14 protein-coding genes and 3 tRNA genes are annotated in these 14,197 nt (G+C 58.9%); 1 reads left to right on the top strand and 16 read right to left on the bottom strand.

Annotated elements, in window-relative coordinates; all coding sequences use genetic code 11:
* Position 1: 1 nt before the first annotated feature.
* From J9885_RS00990 to ruvA, 16 genes are all read right to left on the bottom strand, one after another.
* Positions 2-77 (bottom strand) — tRNA-Lys (locus tag J9885_RS00990).
* Positions 78-124: 47 nt separating this feature from the next.
* Positions 125-200: transfer RNA gene (locus J9885_RS00985), tRNA-Val, on the bottom strand.
* Positions 201-231: 31 nt separating this feature from the next.
* Positions 232-307, bottom strand: a tRNA-Lys gene (locus tag J9885_RS00980).
* Positions 308-481: 174 nt separating this feature from the next.
* On the bottom strand, positions 482-1,285 hold the full coding sequence (gene ybgF, locus J9885_RS00975) for a tol-pal system protein YbgF (protein ID WP_167576901.1): 804 nt from the start codon (positions 1,283-1,285) through the stop codon (positions 482-484).
* 12 nt (positions 1,286-1,297) lie between these two features.
* Positions 1,298-1,822: a peptidoglycan-associated lipoprotein Pal gene (gene pal / locus J9885_RS00970; RefSeq protein WP_043155712.1), complete on the bottom strand. Its 525-nt coding sequence runs from the start codon at positions 1,820-1,822 to the stop codon at positions 1,298-1,300.
* 50 nt (positions 1,823-1,872) lie between these two features.
* Positions 1,873-3,198 (bottom strand): Tol-Pal system beta propeller repeat protein TolB, encoded by a 1,326-nt coding sequence (gene tolB, locus J9885_RS00965; protein WP_043757930.1) that lies wholly within the window; start codon positions 3,196-3,198, stop codon positions 1,873-1,875.
* A gap of 92 nt (positions 3,199-3,290) precedes the next feature.
* Positions 3,291-4,424, bottom strand: a complete 1,134-nt coding sequence (tolA, locus tag J9885_RS00960) for a cell envelope integrity protein TolA (protein WP_043155714.1) — start codon at positions 4,422-4,424, stop codon at positions 3,291-3,293.
* 5 nt (positions 4,425-4,429) lie between these two features.
* Positions 4,430-4,876 (bottom strand): protein TolR, encoded by a 447-nt coding sequence (gene tolR / locus J9885_RS00955; RefSeq protein ID WP_043155715.1) that lies wholly within the window; start codon positions 4,874-4,876, stop codon positions 4,430-4,432.
* The gene (gene tolQ, locus J9885_RS00950) at positions 4,876-5,562 is read right to left on the bottom strand and encodes a protein TolQ (RefSeq protein ID WP_043155716.1); all 687 of its coding nucleotides are present in this window, start codon (positions 5,560-5,562) and stop codon (positions 4,876-4,878) included. Before tolQ ends, tolR begins: the two co-directional genes overlap by 1 nt.
* A complete protein-coding gene (gene ybgC / locus J9885_RS00945; protein WP_043155718.1) occupies positions 5,552-5,959 on the bottom strand; it encodes a tol-pal system-associated acyl-CoA thioesterase in 408 nt (135 codons plus the stop codon). The genes tolQ and ybgC overlap by 11 nt, the downstream gene beginning before the upstream one ends.
* Before the next feature lie 241 nt (positions 5,960-6,200).
* A complete protein-coding gene (locus tag J9885_RS00940) occupies positions 6,201-6,512 on the bottom strand; it encodes a cyd operon YbgE family protein (RefSeq protein ID WP_043155720.1) in 312 nt (103 codons plus the stop codon).
* Entirely contained in the window at positions 6,499-6,615 is a 117-nt protein-coding gene (gene cydX, locus J9885_RS00935) for a cytochrome bd-I oxidase subunit CydX (protein WP_005331536.1), read from the bottom strand. Before cydX ends, J9885_RS00940 begins: the two co-directional genes overlap by 14 nt.
* A gap of 15 nt (positions 6,616-6,630) precedes the next feature.
* Positions 6,631-7,767, bottom strand: coding sequence for a cytochrome d ubiquinol oxidase subunit II (cydB, locus tag J9885_RS00930; protein WP_210547801.1), 1,137 nt, complete (start codon positions 7,765-7,767; stop codon positions 6,631-6,633).
* Positions 7,768-7,779: 12 nt separating this feature from the next.
* Positions 7,780-9,336, bottom strand: a complete 1,557-nt coding sequence (gene cydA / locus J9885_RS00925) for a cytochrome ubiquinol oxidase subunit I (RefSeq protein WP_043757925.1) — start codon at positions 9,334-9,336, stop codon at positions 7,780-7,782.
* A 938-nt stretch (positions 9,337-10,274) separates the two neighbouring features.
* A complete protein-coding gene (gene ruvB / locus J9885_RS00920) occupies positions 10,275-11,285 on the bottom strand; it encodes a Holliday junction branch migration DNA helicase RuvB (protein ID WP_043757924.1) in 1,011 nt (336 codons plus the stop codon).
* 8 nt (positions 11,286-11,293) lie between these two features.
* Positions 11,294-11,908: a Holliday junction branch migration protein RuvA gene (gene ruvA / locus J9885_RS00915; protein WP_043757922.1), complete on the bottom strand. Its 615-nt coding sequence runs from the start codon at positions 11,906-11,908 to the stop codon at positions 11,294-11,296.
* Between the two features lie 237 nt (positions 11,909-12,145).
* On the opposite strand from ruvA, the gene J9885_RS00910 reads away from it, so the two are divergent.
* Positions 12,146-14,155: a methyl-accepting chemotaxis protein gene (locus J9885_RS00910; protein ID WP_210547800.1), complete on the top strand. Its 2,010-nt coding sequence runs from the start codon at positions 12,146-12,148 to the stop codon at positions 14,153-14,155.
* Positions 14,156-14,197: the final 42 nt, after the last annotated feature.

Here is a 14,197-nt window from a genome sequence, read left to right as displayed (position 1 = left end):
GTGGTGGGTCGTGTAGGGTTCGAACCTACGACCAATTGATTAAGAGTCAACTGCTCTACCGACTGAGCTAACGACCCACATCCTGAACCTGTCGCCACCCGCTTAAGCTGGTAACGTTAAAATATGGTGGTCGTTACTGGGCTCGAACCAGTGACCCCCTCCTTGTAAGGGAGGTGCTCTCCCAGCTGAGCTAAACGACCTGGGAATTCTGTCTCCACCTTGTGGAGAAAATGGTGGGTCGTGCTGGATTCGAACCAGCGACCAATTGATTAAAAGTCAACTGCTCTACCGACTGAGCTAACGACCCTCACCACGACCAGGACCTATTGCACTGCTGCAGCGGCTCTGACGGCGGCCTATATTACGGATTTATCATCCTGGCGCAATAGAAAAATCTTAAATTAAATCTGTTTGTTCACTGCGCATACAAAGCGAGGCTGTATTTACAAGACTGTTACGAAAACAGTGACATGCAGCAATGTTACAGCTTGCCGAGGCTCTGCTTGGCCAACTGGGCCGGCGAGGTGTTGGGGTAGCCCTTGATCACCTGCTCGTAAAACGCCTTGGCTTCCGCCTTCTTGCCGTCAAGCTGTGCCAGCATGCCGAGCTTCAGCAGGGCATCGGCCCGCTTGGGTGACTTGCTGTACTTGTTCGCCACGGTGGAGAACTGACTCGCCGCACCGGTCCTGTCACCCTTGTTGAACATCAGCTGGCCGAGCCAGTAATGGGCATTGGGGACATAGCTGGAACTCGGGAACTGCTTGATGAACCCTTCGAAGGCAGGAATGGCCTTGTCGTAGTTCTTCTCCTTGAGCACCAGGTTCACGGCTGCATCATAGGCCTGGTTCTCGTCCTGGTTGGTCGAGTAGTTGGCGGCAGCGGCAGGGGTCGCAGCAGCGGCGGCAGGTGCGGCCGGGGCAGCGGCAGGCTGGCTGTTAGCCACCTTGTCGAGCTCCTGATAGAGCTGACGCTGACGCTCTTGCGACTGCTCCATCTGGTAGGTCTGCTGTTCCAGCTGACCACGCAGCTCGGAGACCTCCCCTTGCAGGGAATCCACCTGTTGTTGCAATTCGGCCTGCAGGCGCAGACGGGCGTTGAGCGTGCGCTCCAGCAGCGCCACCCTGTCTTCCAGACTGCCTGTCGGCACGATGGCGCCGTTGTTGCCGCTCAGCACGACGGCACTGCCAGAGTCACCGCTCAGATCGCTGACCGGTGCGGCAGCATGGGCACTGGCTGCAAATAAAACGGCCATCGAAATGGCCGCTTGCTTATACACGAATGTCATTCGGTTCAAACCTTAGTAAACCAGGACCGCGCGGCGGTTTTTGGCAAAGGCTTCCTCGGTGTGGGACAGATCCAGCGGCTTCTCTTCGCCATAGCTGACGATGGAGAGCTGCTCGGCCTGCACACCCAGGGTTTGCAGATACTTGGCAACAGCCTTGGCACGACGCTCGCCCAGTGCGATGTTGTATTCCGGAGTGCCGCGCTCATCCGCGTGGCCTTCGATCAGTACCTTGACGCTCGGACGCTCACGCAGGTAGCTGGCATGGGCATCCAGCAGGTCGGCGTACTGACCCTGAATGTCGTAACCATCGTACGGGAAGAAGATCACGTTGTCGCGTTGCAGCGCTTCGAACTTCTGACGCATCTGCTCTTCCGGGGACAACATGCCGTTGGCGCCGCCGGTTTGTACACCGCCCATGCCGTCGGTCATGCCAGACTCGGCACCAGCGGCGTCGGAGTCGGAAGAGGAGCTACAGGCAGCCAGGGTGAACAGTGGCAGTGCGATGGCCAGACCCTTGAGCAGTTTATTGAGTTGCATGCTATTTCCTTAAACCTTTATAACAAAACAAAAAACAAGCGATTTTTTTATCAATTCAAGAAGGGCGACCAAGCTGGTGCACGAATTTCACCGCTACTGGTCGGAAGCACTGCCTTGAAGCGACCGTCGGTCGACACCAAAGCAAGACTCTTACGACCCTGATAGATGGTGGCATAAATGATCATGCTGCCATTGGGAGCCACACTTGGCGATTCATCCAGAGCACTCTGAGTCAGTACCAACATGGCTCCATTTTCCATATCCTGGCGAGCGATGCGATATTGTCCCTGAACCCGGGTCACCATCACCATGGACTTGCCGTCCGGCGTGATGGATGCCCCCTGGTTGGAATCCCCTTCCCAGGTCATCCGGCGAGTGACGCCAGTCGCCAAATTTACGCTATAAATCTGAGGTTTGCCACCACGTTCAGAGGTGAACAGCAAAGTTTGACCGTCCGGCATCCAGGAGGGTTCGGTGTCGATGGTGCGGTTATTTGTGACTCGAGTGAGTTGCTTGCTAGCAACATCAACGACATAGAGATCAGGCTGCCCATCTTTGGACAGAACGATAGCCAAACGACGACCATCTGGAGACCACTCCGGCGCCCCATTGATGCCGCGGAAGCTGGTGATCAGGCTGCGCTGCTGGGAGTAGATGTCCTGCACGTAGATCTCGGACTTCTGGTTCTCGAAGCTCACGTAGGCCAGCTTGCTGCCATCCGGCGACCAGGCCGGGGACATCAGCGGTTCGCGGGAGCGCAGCAGGGTCTTCTCGTTGTAGCCATCGTAGTCTGAAATACGCAGCTGGTACGGGAACTGTGTCCCCTGCTGGACGGAGATATAGGCCAGGCGGGTCAGGAAGGCACCGCGCTCACCCGTCAGACGCTCATAGACGATGTCGGAGATGCGGTGGGCAAACTGGCGCATCTGGGCACCGGGGATGGTCGCCATGCGGCTGTCCAGGATGTAGCCATTGCTCTCGCCGCCCTGGGTCTTGGCCAGTTGGCCCTTCAGCACGTCGACCAGCTCGAAGTTGATCTTGTAGGTGCCGTCACCCACGGCGGCGATGGAGCCGACCACCACCGCCTCGACGCCCTGGGAGGCCCAGGGAGCGAAGTTGATCTCGCCGCTGGTGCTCGGGGTCTGCGGCATCTGGCTGCGGGACAGGGGCTTGAACTTGCCGCTGCGCATCAGGTCATTGGAGACCACCTCGGCGATGTCCTGCGGCAGCTGACCATTACCCTCCCACTTGAAGGGGGCGATGGCGATGGGACGGGCACTGTCGATACCGCCGGTGATGACGATGTCCAAGGCCGCCTGAGCGCTCTGGCCTAGCAGAAGGCAGCCAACCAAAGCAAAAAACACTTTTCTTATCATGGCTTAGATACTCTGTTCCAAAAAAATGAGAGGTGAAATTCCTTTATCAGCAGATGCTGCCAACCACGGTCAATGACCCCGTTTTATCATGCTTAGATGTTCGGTTCTAACTTGAGGTTAAACTCCTTCAACATCTCGAACGCCGCCGGATCCTTCGGCACCGGCAACTGGTTGGCCTTGAGGACCGCCGCCTTGCCGGAACGACAAACTGCCGGGTCACCCTGACCGTTGTCCACCGAGATGACGAAACCACTACTGGCCAACTTGACACCAATGGTACAGGTTTTGCCCCGCATGGTGGGATCCAAAATCATGTAACGCTCGACGGTCGCCTTGATGAGTGCCGCATACTTGTCGACCTCACCCTTGGCGGCAGCAGACGCAGCCTGACTGCGCGCATTGGCTTCCGCCGCCAATTGCTGCTCCATCATGGCTTCCATCTCTTTTTGCAACTTGGCCTCCTCGGCCGCCTTGCGCTTGCGCTCCGCCTCTATCTTGGCCTTCTTCTCGGCCTCGGCCTTCGCTTTCTTCTCTGCGTCAGCTTTTGCCTTCTTGGCCGCCTCTTCCTTGGCCTTCTTCTCGGCCTCGGCCTTGGCTTTCTTCTCGGCTTCCGCCTTCGCTTTTTTCTCCGCTTCGGCCTTAGCCTTCTTCTCGGCTTCCGCCTTCTTGGCCTTGGCTTCTTCCGCCTTGGCCTTCTCTTCGGCCTGCTTCTTCTCCAGCTCTTTCTTTTTCTTCAGCGCCAGCGCCTTGGCCTCTTCCGCCGCCTTGCGATCGGCTTCGGCCTTCTTGGTCTTCTGCTCTTCGAGCTTGCGGGCTTCCTCGGCCTTCTGGGCCTTCTCTTCCGCCTGCTTCTGTTCAGCGACCTTCTTCTGTTTTTCGGTCTCGGCCTTGCGGGTCGCCTCTTCGGCTTCCTTGCGCTTGGTCTCGGCGATGCGCAGACGCTCCTGCTCCTGGGCCAGCTCACGCCGGGCCTGATCGGCGTCTTCCTTGTCCTTCTCCTTCTGCTGCTGGACAGCCTTGGGCTGCGCCTGCTTCTGCTGCTGGATTTGCTGCATCTGCTGTTCCAGCATTTCGCTGTCCATCATGACCGCATTGACGATCTGCCCCTTGGACTCGGGGCGCTTGGGCTTGCTGAAGTCGATGCCGACCAGCAGGATGATCCCGATGATCAGATGCAGCAGTAGCGACGCGACGAGATAACCGGAAATACCACGCTTCACATCCATCTCCGTCAGTTCACCGGATCCGTCATCAGACCAACCTGAGGCACGCCGGCATTCTTGAGGGCCACCATCAACAGGATCACCTCTTCGTAGCGTACGGACTTGTCACCGGCCACCACCACGGGGGCGTTCTGGTTGATGGCCAGATAACCCATGGCTTTCTCGGTGATGTATTGCTGCATCGCCTCGGGCGTCCCGCTCGGCACCGGCTCATCATCCGCCTCACCGGCCTTGATGACGTACTCCCCCTCGGTATTCACGCTGACGATGAAGGGAGGCTTGGCATCCTCCGGCAACTGCTCGGACTCCGCCTGGGGCAGGTCTACCTTGACCCCTTGCGTGATCACCGGCGTCACCGCCATGAAGATGATGAGCAGCACCAGCATGACGTCGATATAGGGCACCACGTTGATTTCGGCGACCTTCTTGCGCTTGAGCCGCTGATAGGTTTGCATTACTTCTCACCCTGCTGTGCGATTTGGCGGTTCAGTATGGTGGTGAACTCGTCCATGAAGTTGGCGTAGGCGTTTTCCAGCCGCTCGACCTTGTTGGTGAAGCGGTTGTAGAAGATAACGGCCGGGATGGCGGCGAACAGACCCATGGCGGTGGCGATCAGCGCCTCCGCGATGCCGGGGGCCACCATCTGCAGGGTCGCCTGCTGCACCTGACCCAGGGCGATAAAGGCGTTCATGATCCCCCAGACGGTACCGAACAGGCCGATGTAGGGGCTGATGGAGCCGATGGTCGCCAGTACCGGCAGGTTGGACTCCAGATCGTCCACCGCGCGGGACAGGGAGACGCGCATGGCACGATAGGTGCCATCCATCACCGCATCCTGGCCACGGGCACCGGCCTTGAGCAGGCGGGCATACTCCTTGAAGCCGGAATAGAAGATATCTTCCATACCTTCGATGTCGTCACGACGGGAGGAGGACTCCTGGTAGAGACGGTTGAGGTCGACACCGGACCAGAATCTGTCTTCAAACTGTTCCGAGGAGAGATTCGCCGCCTTGATGACCTTGGAACGCTGGATGATCAGCGCCCAGGAGACGACCGACATGCCCATCAGGGTCATCATGACCAGTTTCACCAGCAGACTGGCTTGCCAGAACAGGCCAATAAACGAAATTTCAGCGTGCACTTAACAGCACTCCCTTGATTTTTTCAGGTATAGCAACAGGTTTCATTTGCGGATGGCTGACACAGGCTATCTGTACCATGGCCTGGGTGATCAGCCGTCCATCAGCCGCCAGGATCTGCTGTGAAAAACGCATGGAGGCGCGTTTCACTTCAGTCACTTGCGTCATTACGGTCAGCAGTTCGTTGAAGCGGGCTGCGGCGCGAAAGTCGATCTCGGTGCGACTCACCACGAAGGCGATCCCCTCCTGCAGCAGGACATCCTGTTCGATGCCGCCGGCGCGCAGGAACTCGGTGCGGGCCCGTTCCATAAACTTGAGATAGTTGGCGTTGTAGACGATGCCTCCGGCGTCCGTGTCTTCGTAGTAGACACGTACCGGAAACTCAGAGACTTCCCCCATAAAAATCTGTGATCCATTCGACAGTCAGATGGGGGGCTATCATAGCGCAGGGCTGAATAGGAAAGAAGCAGGGGGAGACAGGGAAATCCCATCTCCCCCCGTTTTTTATGGCAGGAAATAACCCGTTCCCGAACAGACTCCGCCGAACGTACCAGACGGGCTGAAGCCGGGCTCAGAGCGCCGCCCCCGAGGGGACGAAAAACAGGGGGAGGCAGCGAAACGCTGGCCTCCCCCTCTGCATTCATGGCAGGTAATAGCTGCTGGTCAGCCAGAGCCCGTACAGCAGACTCGGCAGGGCGAGCCAGGGGAAGAACAGCACGCGACCGATGAGGCTGCGTGGATGGAACCCCAGGCCGTGCATGACCCCGCAGCAGACCGCCCACATCAACCAGGGGGCAAGCCAGAGACCGTGGTCACTGGTGTTCGCCGCGACCAGGTTCGGTGCCTGCAAAATGGCGACGGCCAACAGGGTCGCCGCCAGTAGCATCAGACCCTGCCATGGCTGGCGCTCCAGGGGAGCGGCCAGCCGGGCGAGCCTGTCACTTGTCTTCATCTATCTGACGATCCAGGTTCTCGGTGTGCTCCAGCCAGAGCGCATTGATGATGCCAAATGCACAGGCCAGCAGCAGCCCCAGGATCCAGGTGAAATACCACATACTCAGGGCCCCTTCTTAGTAGAGCGATTGTTGGTTGTCTTCGATGTGCTTGTTACTCACCCGGCCAAACATCTTGATGTAGGTCCAGATGGTGTAAGCCAGCACGGTCGGTACGAAGACGACTGCGACTACCGTCATCACCTTGAGGGTGTTGAAGGAGGCGGTGGAATCCCACATGGTCAGGCTCTGGGACGGCTCCAGGCTCGAGGGCATCACGAACGGGAACATGGAGAAGCCCGCGGTCAGGATGATGCCGGCAATGGCCAGGGAGGAGAACAGGAACGCCACCCAGCCCTTGTCCAGCTTGGCCGCTACCGACGTCAGCAGGCACATCACCAGACCCAGCACGGGAGCGGCGATCATCCAGGGGTAGAGGTTGTAGTTCTGCATCCAGGCACCGGACTGCACCACGACTTCTTTATGAAGCGGGTTGGTGACGGCGTCGGTGGCGACGGAGCCCACGATCACATAGCCATCCATGCCGCTCACCCAGACGCCGGCCAGGGCGAACAGCACCAGGGTCAGCAGGGAGAAGATCATGGCGGCAGTGCGGGAACGGGCCAGCACTTCACCCTCGGTCTTCATCATCAGCCAGGTCGCGCCCTGGGTGATGATCATGAAGAGGCTCACCAGACCGGCCAGCAGGCCGAACGGATTGAGCAGGCCGAAGAAGTTGCCGTGATAGGTCATCATCAGGAACTGGTTGAAGCTGAACGGTACACCCTGCAGCAGGTTGCCGAACGCCACGCCGAAGATGACGGGAGGAATGGCGCTACCGGCAAACAAAGCCCAGTCCCAGTTGGAGCGCCACTTGGCGTCTTCCTGCAGGGAGCGGTACTTGAAGCCGACCGGACGGAAGAACAGCGCCATCAGGGTCAGGATCATGGCGATGTAGAAGCCGGAGAAAGCCGCCGCATAGACCATGGGCCAGGCCGCGAACAGAGCGCCGCCAGCGGTGACCAGCCAGACCTGGTTGCCTTCCCAGTGGGGCCCCATGGTGTTGAGCATCACACGACGCTCCACATCCTTCTTGCCGACGAAGGGGAGCAGGGCGCCCACCCCCATATCGAAACCGTCGGTGATGGCAAACCCGATCAGCAGCACGCCGACCAGCACCCACCAGACCAGACGCAACATTTCGTAATCAAACATGGGTCACTCTCCTTATGCCTTGCTCTGTTCGAAGTGGTACTTGCCCGTCTTCAGGCTGCTTGGGCCCAGGCGCGCATACTTGAACATCAGGTACATCTCGATGATCAGCAGTACGGTATAGAACAGGAAGATCCCGATCAGAGAGAACCAGATCTCGGACGCAGGAATGTTGGATGCGGAGACATAAGTCGGCAGCATCTCGGCGATGGTCCAGGGTTGACGACCATATTCAGCGACAAACCAGCCCGCCTCGATGGCGATCCAGGGCAGCGGGATGCCGTACAGCAGCGCCTTGAGCAGCCACTTGCGCTCGCCGATCTTGTGGCGGGTGCTGTCATAGAAGGCCAGACCGATCAGCACCAGCATCAGGATGCCGCAGGCGACCATGATACGGAAGGCGAAGAACAGCGGCAGTACCTGCGGGATGGAGTCATCCACGGCGGCCTTGATCTGCTCGTCGGTGGCGTCGGTCACGTTCGGGGTGTAACGCTTGAGCAGCAGACCGTAGCCCAGATCCTGCTTCACTTCGTCGAAGCGGGCACGGGTATCGTCGGACTTGTCACCAGATTGCAGCTTGGTCAGCAGGTCGTAGGCGGTCATGCCGTTGCGCACGCGCAGCTCATGCTCGCTCTTGAGATCCTTGAGACCGGTCACCTGACCGTCCAGGGAACGGGTCGCGATGATGCCGAGGGCATAGGGGATCTTGATGGCGTAGTCGGTGCGCATCTCCTCCTGATTCGGGATGCCGAACAGGGTGAAGGAGGCCGGGGCCGGCTCGGTGTTCCATTCGGCCTCGATGGCCGCCAGTTTCACCTTCTGCACTTCCCCTGTCTCGTAACCGGACTCGTCACCCAGCACCAGCACGGAGAGGATGGAGGCCATGCCGAACGCGGCCGCGATGGCGAAGGAGCGACGGGCGAAGGCCACATCACGATTCTTCAGCAGGTAGTAGGAGGAGATACCCAGCACGAACATGGCGCCAGTGGTATAGCCTGCCGCCACGGTGTGGACGAACTTCACCTGGGCAACTGGGTTGAACACCAGATCGGCGAAGCTCACCATCTCCATGCGCATGGATTCGAAGTTGAACTCGGCACCCACCGGGTTCTGCATCCAGCCGTTGGCGACCAGGATCCAGAGGGCGGAAAGGTTGGTCCCGAGGGCCATCAGCCAGGTGGCCGCCAGGTGCTGGCGCTTGCTGAGGCGATCCCAACCGAAGAAGAACATACCGACGAAGGTGGATTCCAGGAAGAAGGCCATCAAGCCTTCGATGGCCAGCGGGGCCCCGAAGATGTCGCCGACATAGTGGGAGTAGTAGGCCCAGTTGGTACCGAACTGAAACTCCATGGTGAGGCCGGTGGTGACCCCGAGGGCAAAGTTGATACCGAACAACTTGCCCCAGAACTTGGTCATGTCCCGGTACACTGTGTTGTTGGTCATCACATAGACAGACTCCATGATCGCCAGGAGGAAGGCCATCCCCAGCGTCAAGGGTACAAACAGGAAGTGATAAAGGGCCGTCGCAGCAAATTGGAACCGCGATAGGTCTACCACATGCTCAGCAATCATGATGTTTCCTCACCGATTATTGGCACGGCTATTTTAAGTTTTAAGGACAAAGCTTCCATTGGAAGTCCCCGAATGGTCGGCCACCCCTCGGCGGACTGACCGGATTCGACTGCCACCACATTAACAACAAGGCAATATACAAGAACAAAAAAAGCTAATGTTTAACATCTGGTAAACAATAACTATGGTTCTATTCCCGCCTATAATGATCGCTGTTTTATATCACCTTTATTTGATTGAAATCAATGTAAAACCACCGCCAATACATGCTTTTTCGGGGCAACTTTCCGGTCCGCTTTCAATAATTATGGGAGCTTCATCACAAAAAACACCAAGTCATAAACAATTGATTTAAATCAATTTTATGACACACCAAAATAGTTTCAATTCTGTTAAACAAATAAAAACCGTCATAAACACCACCCTCATTATTCCACTATTTAAAAATTGACAGCACGCCGCATAAAACCAATTTAAAACCAGCAAAAACACATGTTTATGCGACTTACCCTCACCCAACAAGTCATTACTTTATCTAATCCAAAGCCCATAGATTTTCTTGTTTGTCCCACTCCGAAAGAGCTCCTACAATGCGCCTCGCAGTGAGGGCATACCTCTGGATACAGGCCGGTCATTCCGGGTTCCCGGTACGTATTCGATGAACATTTCGAACCTGTTTGTTGGGATTAATGATGAAAAAGTTTGTTGCCAAGACCATCCGTTACTACAAGCTTTCTTTCGTTCAACTCTATCAAATGAACCGACTCTGAGGCCTCGCGACGGCTCCTTTGTTTTTTCCCGACCGGTCTGCAGACGCACTCACTGTCTGTGAACATCCATCCTGAATTGTCTTTGCCCACCGCATCCGCCGTGGGCTTTTTTTTGCCCGCATAACAAAAAACCGCCTCGAGGGCGGTTTTTTGTTCATCTCACTGCCATTAAGGCTCTGCCGGTCGTTCCAGACCAAAGTGAGCATAGGCACGCTGGGTTGCGATCCGCCCTCTGGGTGTACGTTGCAGATAGCCCTGCTGGATCAGATAAGGCTCCAGCACGTCCTCTATGGTGTCCTTCTCCTCGCCAATGGCGGCGGCCAGGTTGTCGAGGCCCACCGGCCCCCCCATAAACTTGTCGATGACGGCCAACAATAGCTTGCGGTCCATGAAGTCGAAGCCTTCATTATCCACGTCCAGCATGTCCATGGCACGGGCCGCAATGGGTCCATCAATCCGGCCGTCGGATTTCACCTGGGCGAAATCCCGCACCCGTCTTAACAAACGGTTAGCAATTCGCGGTGTCCCCCGGGAGCGGCGCGCCACCTCCAGTGCACCGTCACTCGACATGTCCAGACCGAGGCAGCGGGCACTGCGGGAGACGATATCGGTGAGGTCCTTGACGTTGTAGAACTCGAGACGCTGGACGATACCGAAGCGGTCACGCAGCGGGCTGGTGAGGGAGCCGGCCCTGGTGGTGGCCCCAATCAGGGTGAAGGGGGGCAGGTCGAGCTTGATGGAACGGGCGGCGGGGCCCTCCCCTATCATGATGTCGAGCTGGTAATCCTCCATCGCCGGGTAGAGCACCTCTTCCACCACCGGGCTCAGGCGGTGGATCTCGTCGATGAAGAGCACATCGTTCGGCTCCAGGTTGGTGAGCAGGGCGGCGAGATCGCCGGCCTTCTCCAGCACCGGGCCCGAGGTGGTCTTGATGTTGACCCCCATCTCGTTGGCGACGATGTTCGCCAGCGTGGTCTTGCCGAGCCCGGGTGGCCCGAAGATCAGCAGGTGGTCGAGCGCTTCCCCGCGCTGTCGGGCCGCCTCGATGAAGATCTCCATCTGGTCGCAGACGTGATCCTGCCCGGTGTAATCCGCCAGCTTCCGGGGCCGGATGGCCCTGTCGATGATCTCGTCCTCACGGGCGGCGCCCGCCGAGATGAGGCGATCCGCTTCAATCATGGGTTACCTCACACCAGGCTACGCAGGGATTCACGAATGATATCCTCCACCGACATGCCATCGACCGCCACCTTGCTGACGATCTGGCTGGCCTGCTGTGGCTTGTAGCCCAGCGCCACCAGGGCGCTGGCTGCCTCTTCGCTCGCGTCGGGGGCGCGCAGCGCGCTCTCCTTGGCAGGCAGGGAGATCTCGGCGGGGGAGAAGAGATCGTGGCTGACCCAGCCCTTGAGGCGGTCTTTCATCTCCACGACCAGGCGCTCGGCCGTCTTCTTGCCCACCCCGGGCAACTTGACCAGGGAGCTTATCTCCTCGCGCTCGACACTCATCACGAATTGGGTGGCCGTCATGCCGGAGAGGATCGCCAGCGCCAGCTTGGGGCCGACCCCGTTGGTCTTGATCAGCTCGCGAAACAACGCCCGCTCCTGCTTGTGATTGAAGCCGTACAGCAACTGGGCATCCTCACGCACCACGAAGTGGGTGTGGATCACCGCCTCCTTCCCGAGTTCGGGCAAATCATAGAAGCAGCTCATGGGCATGTGCACCTCGTACCCCAGACCCCCCACCTCGATCAGGACCTCTGGGGGTTGCTTCTCGATGATGACGCCTCTCAAGCGACCGATCATGTTCTCTTCCTCGCCACGCAGACTCTCGCAAATTGGGTCATAGCATAAAGAATAACTGGATAAGTATCCAGCATCGGCCCACGGAGCTCACGAGGATGGCTTGCTCTCCCTGCACGGCCGGCACCATCCCGGGACAGGAGGCAGCCTGCCACTTTATTTTCCATCGGGAATGGCGCATTTGGGCCATTGAACAAACACTAAATTGGTCTTGTTCGGAACCAATCAGGGTCTTGCATCATGAAAATCGTCACCGTATCGAATCTCGGACTCACCATCCTGCTGGGCTGCACCCTGGGGATGGGGACGATTGGCTGGTATGGCAGCCAACGGCTGGCCAACCTGCTCTCCTACGTCCTGGGTGCCGCCTGGCAAACTGCCGACGGTGCCATGGAGGGCTCCATCGAGCTCGGCAACCAGTCCCTCTATATCCAGAAAATGCTCACGGGCACGCCCCTCGACGAGCACGAGCTGCAACGGGCAAGAGAGGCCGCCACCGACGCCTTGCGCCGGGTGGAGGAAGGCAGGCTCATCGATGCTGCGGCAGTCAGCGCGCTGAGCCAGCATGAACAGGCCTATCAGCAACAGCAGGCACAACTGCTGGATCTTTACCACGCCTTCACCGGGATAGATGAGGCAATGCGCGCCAGCTCGGAGCGCATGTCGCGCCTCTCGACCCAGCTGGAGGTGATAGGCGACGGGGCCGTCGAGAGCCTCACCCTGTCACCGGATCAGGCCATCAGCTGGAACGGCGGCCTCGCGACCCGCTGGCAGGCGGCCGATGGCGGCATGGAAGCCAACATCGGCTTCTTGCGTCAGCTCTATGCGCTGGAAAAGATGCAGAGCGAAGGCCCCACCCCCGCCATCCAGGCAGAACTGGCACAGGCCACCCGCTTTTATCAGGAGGCGGTTGACGGCATGCTGGCAACCGGCCTGTTCGATGTGCCCGGTGACGGAGAGTTCGCCGGCCAGTCGCTATCCGCTCAATACCGCGCCCTGCAGACCGACAATGCACGCCTGATCCGCGAGTGGATCTCCGCCCTGGCCGCATACCAGGCACAGTTGGCCCGTTACGAGCGCAGTGCCGACCAGCTCAGGCTGGCACTGGTCGAGATCGAGGCCAAAGGGGACGCCACCGTCGAGGATCAGGTTGGCCAGCTCAATGCCATCATCGGCTACACCAGGGACCTGATCCTGGGGGGCCTGCTGCTGAGCCTGCTGATCGTCACCTGCTGCGGTTTCTGGCTGGTCCGCTCCATTGTTCGTCCGCTGTTGCAGCTCGACCAGCGCATGCGGGACATCGCCGCAGGGGACGGAGACCTCAATGCCCGCCTCCACCTCCAGCGAGACGATGAACTGGGCTCGCTGGCAGGCAGCGTGGATCGCTTCATCGAGAAGCTCCAAAGGATGATCAGTGCCACCATGGACAACAACCAGCATATCAACCAGCACGTGCACACCTCGGTCAACCGGGTCCAGGCCATCAGCCAGAGCAGCCGCCAGACCGCCGAGCATGCCCAGGCGCTGCACCTCGACAGCGAGCGCATGGTGCAGGTTGCCACCACCATCTCGGACAACTGCAGCCTGGCCGCACAACATGCCAACGAGGTGCGGCAACTGACCACGAAGAGCAGCCATTATGTGACCTCCACCAGTGCCGGCATGCAACGGGTAGTGGTGGAAGTGGGCGAGTGCGCCGGCGCCATCAACGCCCTCAAGGAGCAGGCGAGCCAGATTGGCCAGATCATCTCCAGCATCAGCAGCATTTCGGAGCAGACCAACCTGCTGGCCCTCAACGCCGCCATCGAAGCGGCACGGGCCGGTGAGATGGGGCGCGGTTTTGCCGTGGTCGCCGACGAGGTACGCACCCTGGCCAATCGTACCGCCACCTCCAGCGCCGAGATAACCGGCGTGATCAACAGCATCCAGCAGCAGACCGAGCAGGCCTATCTGATGATGCAGCGCAACCTGGCAACCGTGGAGTCTGGCATGGCGGATTCTGACAACACCAGGCAGATCCTGTTCAAGGTAGAAGAGGCCATCGACCAGCTCGCCGACATGGTGCAGCAGGTGGCGGACGCCACCTGCCAGCTCTCCCGGACCCTGGGCCACACCACAGACAAGGTCTCGGACATCAGCCTGCAGGCCCAGACCGGCGAGCAGGAGGCCCAGGAGTGCCTGCAACTGGCCTCCTCCCTCCATCAGGCCAGCCAACAGCAGCAGCGACTGTTGTCGCAATTCCGGGTCTAGCGCGGGCGGGCCCCCCGCATCTCCCGCGGCGCAAATTTAGCC

This window comes from Aeromonas sp. SrichE-2G, from assembly GCF_017939565.1.
GTDB lineage: Bacteria > Pseudomonadota > Gammaproteobacteria > Enterobacterales > Aeromonadaceae > Aeromonas > Aeromonas taiwanensis.
Note: the sequence above shows the minus strand (reverse complement) of the source record. Positions and strands in the feature narration are given on the sequence as shown.